Genomic DNA, 16,440 nt, shown 5'->3' on the forward strand with positions numbered 1-16,440 from the left:
GTTATAAGGAGTACGCCATGAAGGCATTGATACTTTATTCGAGCCGTGACGGGCAAACACGTGCTATCGCTTCTTATATAGCAAGCAAATTGCAGGATACGCTGCGCTGTGAGGTTATCGATCTGTTGCAGGCGGAACAGATCGACCTTAGCCAGTATCAGCAGGTGATGATCGGCGCTTCTATTCGCTACGGGCACTTTAACCCGGTGCTGGATAAATTCGTTAAACGTCATGCCGAGCAGTTGAATCGGATGCCGAGCGCATTCTTTGCCGTCAATCTGACCGCGCGCAAACCGGAAAAGCGTTCGCCGCAAACCAACGCCTATACCCGCAAGTTCCTGTTGGCGTCGCCGTGGCAGCCAAAACAGTGCGCGGTGTTTGCCGGGGCATTGCGTTATCCACGTTATCGCTGGTTCGATCGCATCATGATTCAATTTATTATGCGTATGACCGGTGGAGAAACGGATACCAGTAAGGAAGTTGAGTACACAGATTGGCAGCAAGTCGATCGTTTCGCCCAGGAATTTAGCCAGATTCAGTACGAAAAGTGACAAAAATGCGGGTTTGGCCAGCGTTTTGCCGAAAAAATCCGCGCTTGAAAAGTTTTTTGCATTTAGGGGTTGCGGCCTGCCGAGAACTCCCTATAATGCGCCTCCACTGACCGGGAACAACGACTGACAAGTCGCCGGGTCAGCGAGAGGAAAGCGAAATAAACGCTTGACTCTCCGGGTGAAAAGCGTAATATACGCCACCTCGAGTTAGCAAGCGAAAGCGCCTAACTCACTGCTCTTTAACAATTTATCAGACAATCTGTGTGGGCACTCCACAAGACGATATCCAGCATCTTCGGATGCAAAAAATATCAAGTCTTGAAGAGTGACTAACTGAAGTAAAATTCATGCAGTAAATCTTTGAGCATCGCTTCTCGAGTGGAAGCAAATCAAGCTTTTAATTGAAGAGTTTGATCATGGCTCAGATTGAACGCTGGCGGCAGGCTTAACACATGCAAGTCGAGCGGTAGCACAGGGGAGCTTGCTCCCTGGGTGACGAGCGGCGGACGGGTGAGTAATGTCTGGGAAACTGCCTGATGGAGGGGGATAACTACTGGAAACGGTAGCTAATACCGCATAACGTCGCAAGACCAAAGAGGGGGACCTTCAGGCCTCTTGCCATCAGATGTGCCCAGATGGGATTAGCTAGTAGGTGGGGTAATGGCTCACCTAGGCGACGATCCCTAGCTGGTCTGAGAGGATGACCAGCCACACTGGAACTGAGACACGGTCCAGACTCCTACGGGAGGCAGCAGTGGGGAATATTGCACAATGGGCGCAAGCCTGATGCAGCCATGCCGCGTGTGTGAAGAAGGCCTTCGGGTTGTAAAGCACTTTCAGCGAGGAGGAAGGTGGTGAGCTTAATACGTTCATCAATTGACGTTACTCGCAGAAGAAGCACCGGCTAACTCCGTGCCAGCAGCCGCGGTAATACGGAGGGTGCAAGCGTTAATCGGAATTACTGGGCGTAAAGCGCACGCAGGCGGTTTGTTAAGTCAGATGTGAAATCCCCGGGCTCAACCTGGGAACTGCATTTGAAACTGGCAAGCTAGAGTCTCGTAGAGGGGGGTAGAATTCCAGGTGTAGCGGTGAAATGCGTAGAGATCTGGAGGAATACCGGTGGCGAAGGCGGCCCCCTGGACGAAGACTGACGCTCAGGTGCGAAAGCGTGGGGAGCAAACAGGATTAGATACCCTGGTAGTCCACGCTGTAAACGATGTCGATTTGGAGGTTGTGCCCTTGAGGCGTGGCTTCCGGAGCTAACGCGTTAAATCGACCGCCTGGGGAGTACGGCCGCAAGGTTAAAACTCAAATGAATTGACGGGGGCCCGCACAAGCGGTGGAGCATGTGGTTTAATTCGATGCAACGCGAAGAACCTTACCTACTCTTGACATCCAGAGAACTTAGCAGAGATGCTTTGGTGCCTTCGGGAACTCTGAGACAGGTGCTGCATGGCTGTCGTCAGCTCGTGTTGTGAAATGTTGGGTTAAGTCCCGCAACGAGCGCAACCCTTATCCTTTGTTGCCAGCGGTTCGGCCGGGAACTCAAAGGAGACTGCCAGTGATAAACTGGAGGAAGGTGGGGATGACGTCAAGTCATCATGGCCCTTACGAGTAGGGCTACACACGTGCTACAATGGCGTATACAAAGAGAAGCGACCTCGCGAGAGCAAGCGGACCTCATAAAGTACGTCGTAGTCCGGATTGGAGTCTGCAACTCGACTCCATGAAGTCGGAATCGCTAGTAATCGTAGATCAGAATGCTACGGTGAATACGTTCCCGGGCCTTGTACACACCGCCCGTCACACCATGGGAGTGGGTTGCAAAAGAAGTAGGTAGCTTAACCTTCGGGAGGGCGCTTACCACTTTGTGATTCATGACTGGGGTGAAGTCGTAACAAGGTAACCGTAGGGGAACCTGCGGTTGGATCACCTCCTTACCTAAAGATATTAGTTCGCGTGGCGTGCTCACACAGATTGTCTGATGAAAAAGTAACGAGCAAAAGCGTCATAAAAGTACGGTGTCGTGTCCCCTTCGTCTAGAGGCCTAGGACACCGCCCTTTCACGGCGGTAACAGGGGTTCGAATCCCCTAGGGGACGCCAAGCTTCCGACCCACCCGGTGAAAGCGGCGGTCTCAAGTATCTGACGATACACCATATCTTAAAGATGACTTCCGAGTCATGTTTAAGATATTGCTCTTTAACAATCTGGAACAAGCTGAAAATTGAAACATGACGGCTGAAATTTATCCCTCCGTAGATGTACTGGGATAAAGAGTAACCTGTCATAGAGTCTCTCAAATGTTTGCAGCGCGAACGATGGAAACATCTTCGGGTTGTGAGGTTAAGTGACTAAGCGTACACGGTGGATGCCTAGGCAGTCAGAGGCGATGAAGGGCGTGCTAATCTGCGAAAAGCGTCGGTAAGGTGATATGAACCGTTACAACCGGCGATACCCGAATGGGGAAACCCAGTGTGTTTCGACACACTATCATGTCATGAATACATAGTGGCATGAGGCGAACCGGGGGAACTGAAACATCTAAGTACCCCGAGGAAAAGAAATCAACCGAGATTCCCCCAGTAGCGGCGAGCGAACGGGGAGGAGCCCAGAACCTGAATCGGCTTGTGTGTTAGTGGAAGCGTCTGGAAAGTCGCGCAGCAAAGGGTGATAGCCCCGTACACTAAAATGCACAGGTCGTGAGTTCGATGAGTAGGGCGGGACACGTGACATCCTGTCTGAATATGGGGGGACCATCCTCCAAGGCTAAATACTCCTGACTGACCGATAGTGAACCAGTACCGTGAGGGAAAGGCGAAAAGAACCCCGGCGAGGGGAGTGAAATAGAACCTGAAACCGTGTACGTACAAGCAGTGGGAGCACCTTCGTGGTGTGACTGCGTACCTTTTGTATAATGGGTCAGCGACTTATATTTTGTAGCAAGGTTAACCGTATAGGGGAGCCGTAGGGAAACCGAGTCTTAACTGGGCGATTAGTTGCAAGGTATAGACCCGAAACCCGGTGATCTAGCCATGGGCAGGTTGAAGGTTGGGTAACACTAACTGGAGGACCGAACCGACTAATGTTGAAAAATTAGCGGATGACTTGTGGCTGGGGGTGAAAGGCCAATCAAACCGGGAGATAGCTGGTTCTCCCCGAAAGCTATTTAGGTAGCGCCTCGTGAACTCATCTTCGGGGGTAGAGCACTGTTTCGGCTAGGGGGCCATCCCGGCTTACCAAACCGATGCAAACTCCGAATACCGAAGAATGTTATCACGGGAGACACACGGCGGGTGCTAACGTCCGTCGTGAAGAGGGAAACAACCCAGACCGCCAGCTAAGGTCCCAAAGTCATGGTTAAGTGGGAAACGATGTGGGAAGGCATAGACAGCCAGGATGTTGGCTTAGAAGCAGCCATCATTTAAAGAAAGCGTAATAGCTCACTGGTCGAGTCGGCCTGCGCGGAAGATGTAACGGGGCTAAACCATGCACCGAAGCTGCGGCAGCGACGCTTAGGCGTTGTTGGGTAGGGGAGCGTTCTGTAAGCCGTTGAAGGTGGCCTGTGAGGGTTGCTGGAGGTATCAGAAGTGCGAATGCTGACATAAGTAACGATAAAGCGGGTGAAAAGCCCGCTCGCCGGAAGACCAAGGGTTCCTGTCCAACGTTAATCGGGGCAGGGTGAGTCGACCCCTAAGGCGAGGCTGAAAAGCGTAGTCGATGGGAAACAGGTTAATATTCCTGTACTTGGTGTTACTGCGAAGGGGGGACGGAGAAGGCTAGGCTGGCCGGGCGACGGTTGTCCCGGTTTAAGCGTGTAGGGGGTGTGACCTGGTAAATCCGGTTGCATACTAACCCTGAGGCGTGATGACGATGCACTACGGTGCAGAAGTAGTTGATGCCCTGCTTCCAGGAAAATCCTCTAAGCTCCAGGTAACATTAAATCGTACCCCAAACCGACACAGGTGGTCAGGTAGAGAATACCAAGGCGCTTGAGAGAACTCGGGTGAAGGAACTAGGCAAAATGGTGCCGTAACTTCGGGAGAAGGCACGCTGGCATGTAGGTGAAGTCCCTTGCGGATGGAGCTGAAGCCAGTCGAAGATACCAGCTGGCTGCAACTGTTTAATAAAAACACAGCACTGTGCAAACACGAAAGTGGACGTATACGGTGTGACGCCTGCCCGGTGCTGGAAGGTTAATTGATGGGGTCAGCCGCAAGGCGAAGCTCTTGATCGAAGCCCCAGTAAACGGCGGCCGTAACTATAACGGTCCTAAGGTAGCGAAATTCCTTGTCGGGTAAGTTCCGACCTGCACGAATGGCGTAATGATGGCCAGGCTGTCTCCACCCGAGACTCAGTGAAATTGAACTCGCTGTGAAGATGCAGTGTACCCGCGGCAAGACGGAAAGACCCCGTGAACCTTTACTATAGCTTGACACTGAACATTGAGCCTTGATGTGTAGGATAGGTGGGAGGCTTTGAAGCGTGGACGCCAGTCTGCGTGGAGCCATCCTTGAAATACCACCCTTTAATGTTTGATGTTCTAACTCGGCCCCGTGATCCGGGGTGAGGACAGTGTCTGGTGGGTAGTTTGACTGGGGCGGTCTCCTCCCAAAGAGTAACGGAGGAGCACGAAGGTTAGCTAATCACGGTCGGACATCGTGAGGTTAGTGCAAAGGCATAAGCTAGCTTGACTGCGAGAGTGACGGCTCGAGCAGGTACGAAAGTAGGTCTTAGTGATCCGGTGGTTCTGAATGGAAGGGCCATCGCTCAACGGATAAAAGGTACTCCGGGGATAACAGGCTGATACCGCCCAAGAGTTCATATCGACGGCGGTGTTTGGCACCTCGATGTCGGCTCATCACATCCTGGGGCTGAAGTAGGTCCCAAGGGTATGGCTGTTCGCCATTTAAAGTGGTACGCGAGCTGGGTTTAGAACGTCGTGAGACAGTTCGGTCCCTATCTGCCGTGGGCGTTGGAAGATTGAGAGGGGTTGCTCCTAGTACGAGAGGACCGGAGTGAACGCACCACTGGTGTTCGGGTTGTCATGCCAATGGCATTGCCCGGTAGCTAAGTGCGGAAAAGATAAGCGCTGAAAGCATCTAAGCGCGAAACTTGCCTCAAGATGAGTCTTCCCTGGGCCTTCAAGGCCCCTGAAGGAACGTTTAAGACTAAGACGTTGATAGGCTGGGTGTGTAAGTGCAGCGATGCATTGAGCTAACCAGTACTAATGATCCGTGAGGCTTAACCTTACAACACCGAAGGTGTTTTTAGAGAGACAAAATCGTCAGGAACGATTTTGAACAACGCAGAGCGTTGGCCCCGAAGGGGTGAGTATCAGGATGATACGAATAATTTTCAGCGACGTTCCAAGATTGGTTCTGATGGCTTCATGGAAGTGAAGCGGTTGGAATGAAACAGAATTTGCCTGGCGGCAATAGCGCGGTGGTCCCACCTGACCCCATGCCGAACTCAGAAGTGAAACGCCGTAGCGCCGATGGTAGTGTGGGGTCTCCCCATGCGAGAGTAGGACACTGCCAGGCATCAAATAAAGCCGAAAGCCCTGAACTGACGTTCAGGGCTTTTTGCTATGCGTAAAATAAATCCCCTGATCGTATCTATTGCTTAGAAAAATACCTATTACAGCGGACGTGGCTTATTTACATAAGCACGTATAATGCTTTTGAGCAGGAGAATAACCAGATCAATATATAATTGATAGATTCAGATTATTATTTAAATAATAAAAATGCCTATTTATGAACATGTTGATAAGAATTATCCTGTTATATCAAAGATAAATCCTAATTCTTCAGTGCATTACTCGATAAATTTCACGTTAATTAAAACAAATATTAGCCAGACGCTTCGAATCGAGTAGACTAAGCAAAAGATTATTTCCGCATGGGTACTGAACGTTATGTCTACTGAAAGCGCGTCTTTAAAAAACCACAATACTTTTGCGCTCCCGGTCAACGCAGCGCACCTGGTCATCGCCGATAGAATTGAGTTGATGCTCAAAGTCTGGCAACAAACGCGCAAGCGTCAGGAGCCGCTGCTGATTCTCGGTGAAGGTAGCAACGTACTGTTCCTGGAAGACTTTTCGGGTACGGTCATGGTTAACCAACTGAAGGGCATCGATGTTCGAGAAGATAACGATGCCTGGTATCTCCATGTCAGCGCCGGTGAGAATTGGCACGATCTGGTGCAATATACGCTGCAGGCCGGGATCTGCGGGTTGGAGAACCTGGCGTTGATTCCTGGATTGGCCGGCTCCGCGCCTATCCAGAATATCGGTGCCTATGGCGTCGAATTGAAAGATGTCTGTGAGTATGTCGACCTGCTGGACTTCTCTACGGGTGCCATCGATCGCATTTCGGCAGCCGATTGTGGTTTCGGCTATCGGGAAAGCATTTTCAAACATCGCTTCCAAACTGGGCATGCCATTGTCGGGCTGGGTCTGCGTCTGAGCAAGCAGTGGCAACCCAAGTTGAGCTATGGCGATCTGGCCAAGCTGGATCCCGCCACGGTGACGCCACTTCAGGTATTCGAGTCCGTATGTGCCATGCGCCGCAGCAAGCTGCCGGACCCGCGCGAAACCGGTAATGCCGGCAGTTTCTTCAAGAATCCGCTGGTTAACGCGGGGAAAGCCGCAGAACTCATCACACAATATCCCGGCATGCCGCATTATCCGCAGCAGGATGGTCAGGTGAAGCTGGCCGCTGGCTGGCTGATCGATCAGTGCGAACTGAAGGGGTATCGCATCGGTGGCGCAGCCGTACACCGCCAGCAGGCGCTGGTGCTGGTGAATATCGATAATGCGCATAGTCAGGATGTGGTGGCTCTGGCGCGCCATGTCCGTAAGACTGTGGCCGATAAATTTGGCGTATGGCTGGAACCTGAGGTGCGTTTCATTGGCGCAACTGGCGAATTGAACGCTGTGGTGGTGCTGTCATGAGAGATATCAAGGTCCCGTTAAAACTGATCGCGCTATTGGCCGACGGTGAATTCCATTCCGGGGAACAGCTCGGTGAGTCATTGGGCATGAGCCGCGCCGCGATCAATAAGCATATTCAAACCGTTCGCGAGTGGGGGCTGGATGTCTTTACTGTACCGGGGAAAGGATACAGCTTGCCTGCTCCCATGCAGCTATTGGAGGCGGAACGCATTCTTAGAGGGCTGGACGACAAGCGAGTTACCGTGCTGCCAGTCGTAGACTCTACCAATCAATATTTACTGGATCGTATCGAAACGCTGCAATCTGGCGATGCCTGCATCGCTGAGTACCAACTGGCCGGCCGCGGTCGTCGTGGGCGTCAGTGGATTTCGCCGTTTGGCGCCAATTTATACCTGTCGATGTTTTGGCGATTGGAACAGGGGCCGGCTGCGGCGATGGGGCTGAGCCTGGTGATCGGCATGGTGATGGCGGAGGTCTTGCAGCGTCTTGGCGCTAAAGATGTGCGAGTCAAATGGCCCAACGATCTTTACCTGAACGATCGTAAATTGGCAGGGATCTTGGTCGAGTTGACGGGTAAAACCGGCGACGCGGCTCAGTTGGTCATCGGCGCCGGCATTAATTTGGCGATGCGGGATACCAATGCGAGTGGGATCAATCAAGGTTGGATCAACCTGCAAGAAGCCGGTATTAACATCGATCGTAATGAGCTGACCGCCACTCTGCTTAATGAATTGCGGCAGTCCTTAAAACAATTCGAGATAGATGGGCTGGCACCATTCATTGGCCGTTGGCGCACGCTGGATAATTTTATCGACAGACCGGTCAAACTGCTGATTGGCGAGCGACAGATTGTGGGTATCGCCCGGGGTATCGACGCACAAGGTGCACTCCTGCTGGAACAAGAAGGGGAAATCAAACCCTTTATCGGCGGAGAGATATCGCTGCGCAGCGCGGAATAGTGAGAAAAGACAAGGGGACGGCAGCGTCCCCTTGATCGTTCGGTAGGCTTATTTTCTTAAACGCACGCTTTCAACGGCATGGTTGGCGCTTTTGGTCATAATCAGGCTCGCGCGTTCGCGGGTAGGCAGTATGTTCTGCTGCAAATTCAATCCATTGATTTCATTCCATAATTGCGTGGCAATATTAATCGCCTCCGGTTCCGGCAATTTTGAGTAATTATGGAAATAAGAATCAGGATTGGAAAATGCGCCCTGACGGAATTTCAGGAAACGGTTGATATACCAGCTTTGCAATAGCGTCTCCGGCGCATCGACATATATAGAGAAGTCGACGAAGTCGGAAACGAATACGCGATGCGGATCGTGAGGATAATCCATACCGCTTTGCAATACGTTAAGCCCTTCCAGGATAAGAATGTCCGGCTGTTCGATGACTTTATTACCTTCGGGCACAACGTCATAGATCAAATGGGAATAAACCGGGGCGGTGACGCGTTTGGCGCCGGATTTCACTTCCGACACGAACTTCACCAGGCTATGCATATCGTAGGACTGCGGGAAGCCTTTTTTCTTCATCAAACCGCGTTCGTTCAGCACCTTGTTTGGATGCAAGAAGCCGTCGGTCGTGATCAGCTCAACGCTGCGGTGTTCCGGCCAGCGGCTCAGCAGCGCCTGCAACAGACGTGCGGTCGTGCTCTTGCCGACGGCTACGCTGCCGGCGATGCCGATGACATAGGGAATCTTTTGCCCGTCGGTGCCGAGGAATTGTTCCAGTACCGCCTGCCGGCGCAGGTTGGAACTGATATAGAAGTTCAACAGTCGTGACAGCGGCAGATAAATCTGCGCAACTTCTTCCAACGAGAGATCTTCGTTAATCCCTTTCAGTTTAACGATCTCTTCTTCCGACAACGTCAGCGGCACCGAATCTCGCAACGCAGCCCACTGGGTACGATCGAACTGTAGGTAAGGCGTTGCTAAAGATTGATCTCTTTTTATCATAAGCCAAATTCTGCCTGTTAACGCAGGTTGGGAAAGGCGCCGGACGCCAACTCCAGAGAATAAACAAGCTGCATATTATAGACAGCTTCGTTTTTGGCGTAGACTTTTTTCGCAAAAGTTGTCGATAGGCAGCAGTTTATGTCAATTGTGCGAAGCGGCGCGCAGTTGATAAAGCGGGGTTGCAAGGCAGTATCATGGCGTCAGGATACCGCCTGAAGGTTAGCTGGCGATAGCGCGTGAAGACGGGGTCACGGTGAACAGACATTTGTAATAAATGACGGTTGAGTGGTAATAGCCATCGGGTCCGGCCGCATAGTCAGGCATTTCACCCAGGCAGCGATAGCCCAGACTGCGATAAAGTGCTTCTGCCGCCGAACCGGCCTGTGTATCCAGATACAGTAGCCCGCGCTGCTGTTGCAGTGCCGCTTGCTCCAACGTCTTCATTAGCGCCAGGCCTACGCCGTTACGACGAGCGCGGCTATGAACCAGCAGTTTCACTACCTCCGCACGATTACGGCCATTCGGTTTTTGGCAGAGCTCGAGTTGAACGGTGCCAACGACGCCGCGTTCGTCGCGGGCAATCCACAATAGCAGCTCGCCCTTGGCCAAGGCCGGACGCAGGCTGTGGAAGTAACTCTCGGCGTCTTCATGCGGGATTAAGGTGTCGTAGCCCACTGAAGCGCCGTGGGTGACCGCATCGGTCAACAGGCGAGCCAATTCATCGCGATAAATCGGGAGCGTAGCGGCGTTGATAGGCACTATTTTCATCGGTCATTCCTCCAGATATGGGGGTAATGAAGATAAGCAATAACTGCGCCAGAGCGATAAAAGGCATAGCCACGGCGAAAGGGCGAGGAATAAGTGTAGTTCACGCCACGAACCAGGGCAGCCATCCTCTTTTTGGTGCATCGATCCCGCTCACGGTTTACCGCCGTGGGTTACGTGTTTTGAGAAGCCCGACACGGAGAAAGGGGCGTTCAAAGCTTGCAAAAAGTGGATAAAATTGTAGAGAATGATTGCCGCAAGTGATGAATGTTTGCACGCCACAGGCTGCGAATTGCATGACAGCATGCAAAATTGACTGATTTATGAGCGAAAGTGCGCGTAAAGCAATTTTTTTGTTGCATAGGTCGCCCGCTCTACCTAGAATGCGCTGCACTTGATGCCGGCTTAGCTCAGTAGGTAGAGCAACTGACTTGTAATCAGTAGGTCACCAGTTCGATTCCGGTAGCCGGCACCATTCAAGTCACAAGTAGTTAAAATCTGGTGGGGTTCCCGAGCGGCCAAAGGGAGCAGACTGTAAATCTGCCGTCACAGACTTCGAAGGTTCGAATCCTTCCCCCACCACCAAATCTTGCCTTCGGCGATTAACTGAGATGCGATAAACACCGCAACGGTTGATGGCGGGAGGAGAGGGCGAAAGCCTTCGGCAAGGTTCGAGTTGTGCAGCGCGAGGCGCAGCCGGCCCGAAGGATACGAGCCGAGTGATGAACAATCCTGCTCTATCCCCAAAATTCTACAGAAAAATCAGGTAGCCGAGTTCCAGGATGCGGGCATCGTATAATGGCTATTACCTCAGCCTTCCAAGCTGATGATGTGGGTTCGATTCCCACTGCCCGCTCCAAGATGTGCTGATATAGCTCAGTTGGTAGAGCGCACCCTTGGTAAGGGTGAGGTCGGCAGTTCGAATCTGCCTATCAGCACCACTTCTTAATTTCTCGCCCCCTGATTTTCTTTCTGTTCTGGATTCAACGAGCAAATGCTTGGTTGATGTGGTGATACCACCGATTTATCCGTGTCTTAGAGGGACAATCGATGTCTAAAGAAAAGTTTGAACGTACAAAACCGCACGTTAACGTCGGTACTATCGGCCACGTTGACCACGGTAAAACTACCCTGACTGCAGCGATCACTACCGTTCTGGCTAAAACCTACGGCGGTTCTGCACGTGCTTTCGACCAGATCGATAACGCACCAGAAGAAAAAGCTCGTGGTATCACCATCAACACCTCTCACGTTGAGTATGACACCCCGACTCGCCACTACGCGCACGTTGACTGCCCAGGGCACGCCGACTACGTGAAAAACATGATCACCGGTGCTGCTCAGATGGACGGCGCGATCCTGGTAGTTGCTGCGACTGACGGCCCAATGCCTCAGACCCGTGAGCACATCCTGCTGGGTCGTCAGGTTGGCGTTCCTTTCATCATCGTATTCATGAACAAATGCGACATGGTTGATGATGAAGAGCTGCTGGAACTGGTAGAAATGGAAGTTCGCGAACTGCTGTCCGCGTACGACTTCCCAGGCGACGACCTGCCAGTGATCCGCGGTTCCGCGCTGAAAGCGCTGGAAGGCGAAGCAGAGTGGGAAGCGAAAATCATCGAACTGGCCGAAGCCCTGGACAGCTACATCCCAGAGCCAGAGCGTGCTATCGACAAGCCGTTCCTGCTGCCAATCGAAGACGTATTCTCCATCTCCGGTCGTGGTACCGTTGTTACCGGTCGTGTTGAGCGCGGTATCATCAAAGTTGGCGAAGAAGTTGAAATCGTTGGTATCAAAGACACCGTTAAGTCTACCTGTACTGGCGTTGAAATGTTCCGCAAACTGCTGGACGAAGGCCGCGCTGGTGAGAACGTAGGTGTTCTGCTGCGTGGTATCAAACGTGAAGAAATCGAACGTGGTCAGGTACTGGCTAAACCAGGCTCCATCAAGCCGCACACCCAGTTCGAATCTGAAGTGTACATCCTGAGCAAAGATGAAGGTGGTCGTCACACGCCATTCTTCAAAGGCTACCGTCCACAGTTCTACTTCCGTACTACTGACGTGACCGGTACCATCGAACTGCCAGAAGGCGTAGAGATGGTAATGCCAGGCGACAACGTGAACATGGTTGTAACCCTGATTCACCCAATCGCGATGGACGACGGTCTGCGTTTCGCAATCCGTGAAGGCGGCCGTACTGTAGGCGCTGGTGTTGTTGCTAAAGTTATCGCTTAATCGCTGATAAAGTTTGACGCGACACGCGGTAAAAGGGCATCATTTGATGCCCTTTTTCTACGCTGTGAACTAGAACCTATCTCATCAGCGATTTTGCAGTCATAATCATTGGTGAGATGGGCTCTTAAACCGTATTGACTGAATACGTCATGGCGTAAAACACCGGGATATCGCTAGTGCGGTATCCGATCGGTTTGGTTTGCCTCGCAATGCGAGGCAAAGTTGTTTGTTCTGAATCATCATTGTGACAGGTTGGTTTATGAGTGCGAATACCGAGGCTCAAGGGAGCGGACGCGGCCTGGAAGCGGCAAAGTGGCTGATCGTCGCCGTTCTGTTGGTTGTGGCTATTGTCGGTAACTATTACTACCGTGATTTAAGCCTGCCATTGCGCGCGCTGGCAGTTGTGCTGATCATCGCCGTTGCAGGTGCAGTGGCTCTGATGACCACCAAAGGCAAAGCTACCGTTGCGTTTGCCCGCGAAGCGCGTACCGAAGTACGTAAAGTGATTTGGCCAACTCGTCAGGAAACGCTACACACCACGTTGATCGTTGCCGCGGTAACCGCCGTGATGTCACTGATTCTGTGGGGGCTGGATGGTATTCTGGTCCGTCTGGTGTCGTTTATTACTGGCCTGAGGTTCTAAAATGTCTGAAGCTCCAAAAAAACGTTGGTACGTCGTTCAGGCGTTTTCCGGTTTTGAAGGTCGCGTAGCGCAATCGCTGCGTGAACACATCAAACTGCACGATATGGAAGAGCTGTTCGGCGAAGTGATGGTGCCTACGGAAGAAGTGGTTGAAATCCGTGGTGGCCAGCGTCGCAAGAGCGAGCGTAAATTCTTCCCTGGCTACGTGCTGGTGCAGATGGTGATGAATGACGCCAGCTGGCACCTGGTGCGCAGCGTACCGCGTGTCATGGGGTTCATCGGCGGTACGTCTGACCGTCCTGCGCCGATCAGCGATAAAGAAGTTGATGCGATCATGAATCGCCTGCAGCAGGTCGGTGACAAACCGCGTCCGAAAACGCTGTTCGAACCGGGCGAGCTGGTGCGCGTCAACGACGGCCCGTTTGCCGATTTCAACGGCGTGGTCGAAGAAGTCGATTACGAGAAGAGCCGCCTGAAAGTTTCCGTTTCCATCTTCGGCCGTGCAACGCCGGTGGAACTGGACTTCAGCCAGGTTGAAAAAGGCTGATCGAATAATCAGCAATAAGCGGTCCGTTGCCGCTTGTCAAAGGCGCGAAATTGAACTACAATTTCGCGCCTTTTGTTTTTAGATGCCTTGCCTGATGTTTGTCCGGCGAGGTTAAACACGGGGAGCCTCTCACGAGGCGATACTACCCAAACCGAGGAAATTTAAATGGCTAAGAAAGTACAAGCCTACGTTAAGCTGCAAGTTGCAGCTGGTATGGCTAACCCGAGCCCACCAGTGGGTCCAGCTCTGGGTCAGCAGGGCGTTAACATCATGGAATTCTGTAAGGCATTCAACGCTAAAACTGACAGCGTTGAGAAAGGTCTGCCGATTCCGGTTGTTATCACCGTTTATTCTGATCGCTCCTTCACTTTCGTTACCAAAACCCCGCCAGCAGCAGTTCTGCTGAAAAAAGCGGCTGGTATCAAGTCTGGTTCCGGTAAGCCGAACAAAGACAAAGTAGGTAAAGTGACCCGTGCTCAGGTACGTGAAATCGCAGAAACCAAAGCTGCGGACATGACTGGTTCTGACGTTGAAGCGATGACTCGCTCCATCGAAGGTACCGCTCGTTCCATGGGCCTGGTAGTGGAGGATTAAGAGATGGCTAAGCTGACCAAGCGCATGCGCGTGATCCGTGACAAAGTTGATGCTACTAAACAGTATGACATCACTGAAGCTGTTGCTCTGCTGAAAGAGCTGGCCACCGCTAAATTCGTAGAAAGCGTTGACGTTGCCGTTAACCTCGGTATCGACGCTCGTAAATCTGACCAAAACGTTCGTGGCGCTACCGTTCTGCCACACGGCACCGGTCGTTCCGTTCGCGTTGCCGTATTTACCCAAGGCGCTAACGCTGAAGCAGCGAAAGCTGCCGGCGCAGAGCTGGTAGGTATGGACGATCTGGCTGAGCAGATCAAGAAAGGCGAAATGAACTTCGACGTTGTTATTGCTTCCCCGGATGCAATGCGCGTTGTAGGTCAACTGGGCCAGATCCTGGGGCCACGCGGCCTGATGCCAAACCCGAAAGTGGGTACCGTTACTCCGAACGTTGCTGAAGCAGTGAAAAACGCTAAAGCAGGTCAGGTTCGCTACCGTAACGACAAAAACGGCATCATCCATACCACTATCGGTAAGGTTGATTTCGACGCAGACAAACTGAAAGAAAACCTGGAAGCCCTGCTGGTTGCGCTGAAAAAAGCAAAACCTTCTCAGGCGAAAGGCATGTACATCAAGAAAGTTAGCCTCTCCACCACCATGGGTGCTGGCGTTGCTATCGATCAAAGCGGTCTGTCTGCCGCAGCGAACTAATCGCACTTGCGATTATCGCTTTGACTTGGGGCCGAGATTTGTCTAGAATCTTATGCCCCAAGGTTTTGCTATTGGCTATGCCGTAGGCAAAACAAAGATTTTTCGGTTGGAGCCTGGCCTATCCAGGCCTCCGTCCAAGACCGCAGGTGTATCGCAAGATACTTAATCCTTCCTGCGTAGACGGTGACAGAGCCTAAGAAAATTTTTCTTTTTTATAAAAGAATGTCTTTGCTGGATTCTGCTCACCGTGTTAAGCCGCTCGGCGTGGCGTTTTACAAAGCGCCGAGTGAAGTGAGTTCCGGGGGATTTTCCCCGGCTAATCCAGGAGCAAAAAGCTAATGGCATTAAATCTTCAAGACAAACAAGCGATTGTTGCTGAAGTCAGCGAAGTAGCCAAAGGCGCGCTGTCTGCGGTTGTTGCGGATTCCCGCGGCGTTACCGTAGATAAAATGACTGAACTGCGTAAAGCAGGTCGTGAAGCTGGCGTTTACATGCGTGTTGTTCGCAACACCCTGATGCGTCGCGTAGTTGAAGGCACTCCATTCGAATGCCTGAAAGACACGTTTGTCGGTCCAACCTTGATTGCATTCTCTCACGAACACCCGGGCGCTGCTGCTCGTCTGTTCAAAGAGTTCGCGAAAGCGAATGCAAAATTCGAGGTTAAAGCTGCGGCCTTTGAAGGTGAGCTGATCCCAGCGGCGCAAATCGACCGCCTGGCGACGCTGCCAACTTACGAAGAAGCGATCGCACGCCTGATGGCAACCATGAAAGAAGCCGCTGCCGGCAAACTGGTTCGCACTCTGGCTGCAGTACGCGATCAGAAAGAAGCGGCGTAAGCCACTCTTTCTTAGCCTTTGCTAACGTATTTAAACTATTTCTGAATTTTAGGAACAATTGTTATGTCTATCACTAAAGACCAAATCCTGGAAGCAGTTGCCGCTATGTCCGTAATGGACGTTGTTGAACTGGTTTCCGCTATGGAAGAAAAATTCGGCGTTTCTGCTGCTGCTGCTGTAGCTGTAGCTGCTGGCCCAGCTGAAGCTGCTGAAGAGAAAACTGAATTCGACGTTATCCTGAAAGCTGCAGGCGCTAACAAAGTTGCTGTTATCAAAGCAGTACGTGGCGCTACCGGCCTGGGTCTGAAAGAAGCTAAAGACCTGGTTGAATCTGCTCCAGCCGCTCTGAAAGAAGGCGTGAGCAAAGATGACGCAGAAGCTCTGAAAAAATCTCTGGAAGAAGCTGGCGCAGAAGTTGAAGTTAAATAAGCCAACCCTTCCGGTTGCAGCCTAGTCTTTTAGGCTGATGGCTGGTGACTTTTTAGTCACCAGCCTTTTTGCGCTGTAGGGCGCCAGTAGCGTTTCACACTGTTTGGCTGCTGGTTTCGCCTCCCAATGTTTGTTTCTATCGACGACTTAATATACCGCGGTCTTTGCACTACCAGGAGTTCTGGGGGAAGGCGCGATGAAATGGTTTAAGCGTGAT

At 51.9% G+C, this 16,440-nt stretch carries 12 protein-coding genes, 5 tRNA genes, 3 rRNA genes and 1 other RNA gene; 19 read left to right on the forward strand and 2 right to left on the reverse strand.

The features are described from left to right. The first annotated feature begins 17 nt into the window (after positions 1 to 17). From hemG to birA, 7 genes are all read left to right on the forward strand, one after another. On the forward strand, positions 18 to 551 hold the full coding sequence (hemG, locus tag ACMGG9_RS24795) for a menaquinone-dependent protoporphyrinogen IX dehydrogenase (RefSeq protein WP_033652659.1): 534 nt from the start codon (positions 18 to 20) through the stop codon (positions 549 to 551). Between the two features lie 398 nt (positions 552 to 949). Beyond that, a 16S ribosomal RNA gene (locus tag ACMGG9_RS24800) occupies positions 950 to 2,491 on the forward strand. A gap of 88 nt (positions 2,492 to 2,579) precedes the next feature. Beyond that, positions 2,580 to 2,655: transfer RNA gene (locus ACMGG9_RS24805), tRNA-Glu, on the forward strand. A 239-nt stretch (positions 2,656 to 2,894) separates the two neighbouring features. Beyond that, positions 2,895 to 5,802 (forward strand): 23S ribosomal RNA (locus tag ACMGG9_RS24810). Between the two features lie 175 nt (positions 5,803 to 5,977). Next, positions 5,978 to 6,093: ribosomal RNA gene (gene rrf, locus ACMGG9_RS24815) — 5S ribosomal RNA — on the forward strand. The 16S, 23S and 5S rRNA genes sit together here with 1 tRNA gene alongside, the layout of an rRNA operon. 377 nt (positions 6,094 to 6,470) lie before the next feature. Continuing rightward, positions 6,471 to 7,508, forward strand: coding sequence for a UDP-N-acetylmuramate dehydrogenase (gene murB / locus ACMGG9_RS24820; RefSeq protein ID WP_033652743.1), 1,038 nt, complete (start codon positions 6,471 to 6,473; stop codon positions 7,506 to 7,508). Beyond that, entirely contained in the window at positions 7,505 to 8,467 is a 963-nt protein-coding gene (gene birA, locus ACMGG9_RS24825; protein WP_033652744.1) for a bifunctional biotin--[acetyl-CoA-carboxylase] ligase/biotin operon repressor BirA, read from the forward strand. The genes murB and birA overlap by 4 nt, the downstream gene beginning before the upstream one ends. 48 nt (positions 8,468 to 8,515) lie before the next feature. Here birA and coaA read toward each other — a convergent pair whose 3' ends face one another. Together coaA and ACMGG9_RS24835 are read right to left on the reverse strand one after the other, a co-directional pair. Then, entirely contained in the window at positions 8,516 to 9,466 is a 951-nt protein-coding gene (gene coaA / locus ACMGG9_RS24830) for a type I pantothenate kinase (protein WP_025304936.1), read from the reverse strand. Between the two features lie 219 nt (positions 9,467 to 9,685). After that, positions 9,686 to 10,234 carry an N-acetyltransferase family protein gene (locus tag ACMGG9_RS24835; protein WP_414161798.1) on the reverse strand — a complete coding sequence of 183 codons (549 nt, stop codon included), beginning with the start codon at positions 10,232 to 10,234 and terminating at the stop codon, positions 9,686 to 9,688. 396 nt (positions 10,235 to 10,630) lie between these two features. Between ACMGG9_RS24835 and ACMGG9_RS24840 the strand changes: the two genes are divergently transcribed. From ACMGG9_RS24840 to rplL, 12 genes are all read left to right on the forward strand, one after another. After that, a tRNA-Thr gene (locus ACMGG9_RS24840) sits at positions 10,631 to 10,706 on the forward strand. Positions 10,707 to 10,731: 25 nt separating this feature from the next. Beyond that, positions 10,732 to 10,816: transfer RNA gene (locus ACMGG9_RS24845), tRNA-Tyr, on the forward strand. A 46-nt stretch (positions 10,817 to 10,862) separates the two neighbouring features. Further along, a non-coding RNA gene (locus ACMGG9_RS24850) (RtT sRNA) lies at positions 10,863 to 10,978 on the forward strand. 37 nt (positions 10,979 to 11,015) lie between these two features. Next, positions 11,016 to 11,090 (forward strand) — tRNA-Gly (locus tag ACMGG9_RS24855). Between the two features lie 6 nt (positions 11,091 to 11,096). Continuing rightward, positions 11,097 to 11,172, forward strand: a tRNA-Thr gene (locus tag ACMGG9_RS24860). Positions 11,173 to 11,281: 109 nt separating this feature from the next. After that, positions 11,282 to 12,466 (forward strand): elongation factor Tu, encoded by a 1,185-nt coding sequence (gene tuf / locus ACMGG9_RS24865; RefSeq protein WP_015376315.1) that lies wholly within the window; start codon positions 11,282 to 11,284, stop codon positions 12,464 to 12,466. Between the two features lie 259 nt (positions 12,467 to 12,725). Beyond that, complete coding sequence (gene secE / locus ACMGG9_RS24870) at positions 12,726 to 13,109, forward strand: preprotein translocase subunit SecE (protein WP_004929916.1); 384 nt, start codon at positions 12,726 to 12,728, stop codon at positions 13,107 to 13,109. A 1-nt stretch (position 13,110) separates the two neighbouring features. Further along, on the forward strand, positions 13,111 to 13,656 hold the full coding sequence (nusG, locus tag ACMGG9_RS24875) for a transcription termination/antitermination protein NusG (protein ID WP_004929914.1): 546 nt from the start codon (positions 13,111 to 13,113) through the stop codon (positions 13,654 to 13,656). Positions 13,657 to 13,821: 165 nt separating this feature from the next. Further along, positions 13,822 to 14,250, forward strand: a complete 429-nt coding sequence (gene rplK / locus ACMGG9_RS24880; protein ID WP_015376316.1) for a 50S ribosomal protein L11 — start codon at positions 13,822 to 13,824, stop codon at positions 14,248 to 14,250. A 3-nt stretch (positions 14,251 to 14,253) separates the two neighbouring features. Further along, on the forward strand, positions 14,254 to 14,958 hold the full coding sequence (gene rplA / locus ACMGG9_RS24885; RefSeq protein WP_004929908.1) for a 50S ribosomal protein L1: 705 nt from the start codon (positions 14,254 to 14,256) through the stop codon (positions 14,956 to 14,958). 338 nt (positions 14,959 to 15,296) lie between these two features. Further along, entirely contained in the window at positions 15,297 to 15,794 is a 498-nt protein-coding gene (rplJ, locus tag ACMGG9_RS24890; RefSeq protein ID WP_004929905.1) for a 50S ribosomal protein L10, read from the forward strand. A gap of 63 nt (positions 15,795 to 15,857) precedes the next feature. After that, complete coding sequence (rplL, locus tag ACMGG9_RS24895; RefSeq protein ID WP_004929903.1) at positions 15,858 to 16,223, forward strand: 50S ribosomal protein L7/L12; 366 nt, start codon at positions 15,858 to 15,860, stop codon at positions 16,221 to 16,223. Positions 16,224 to 16,440 lie beyond the last annotated feature (217 nt).

Source organism: Serratia sp. BNK-10 (genome assembly GCF_047456065.1).
Lineage (GTDB): Bacteria > Pseudomonadota > Gammaproteobacteria > Enterobacterales > Enterobacteriaceae > Serratia > Serratia ureilytica.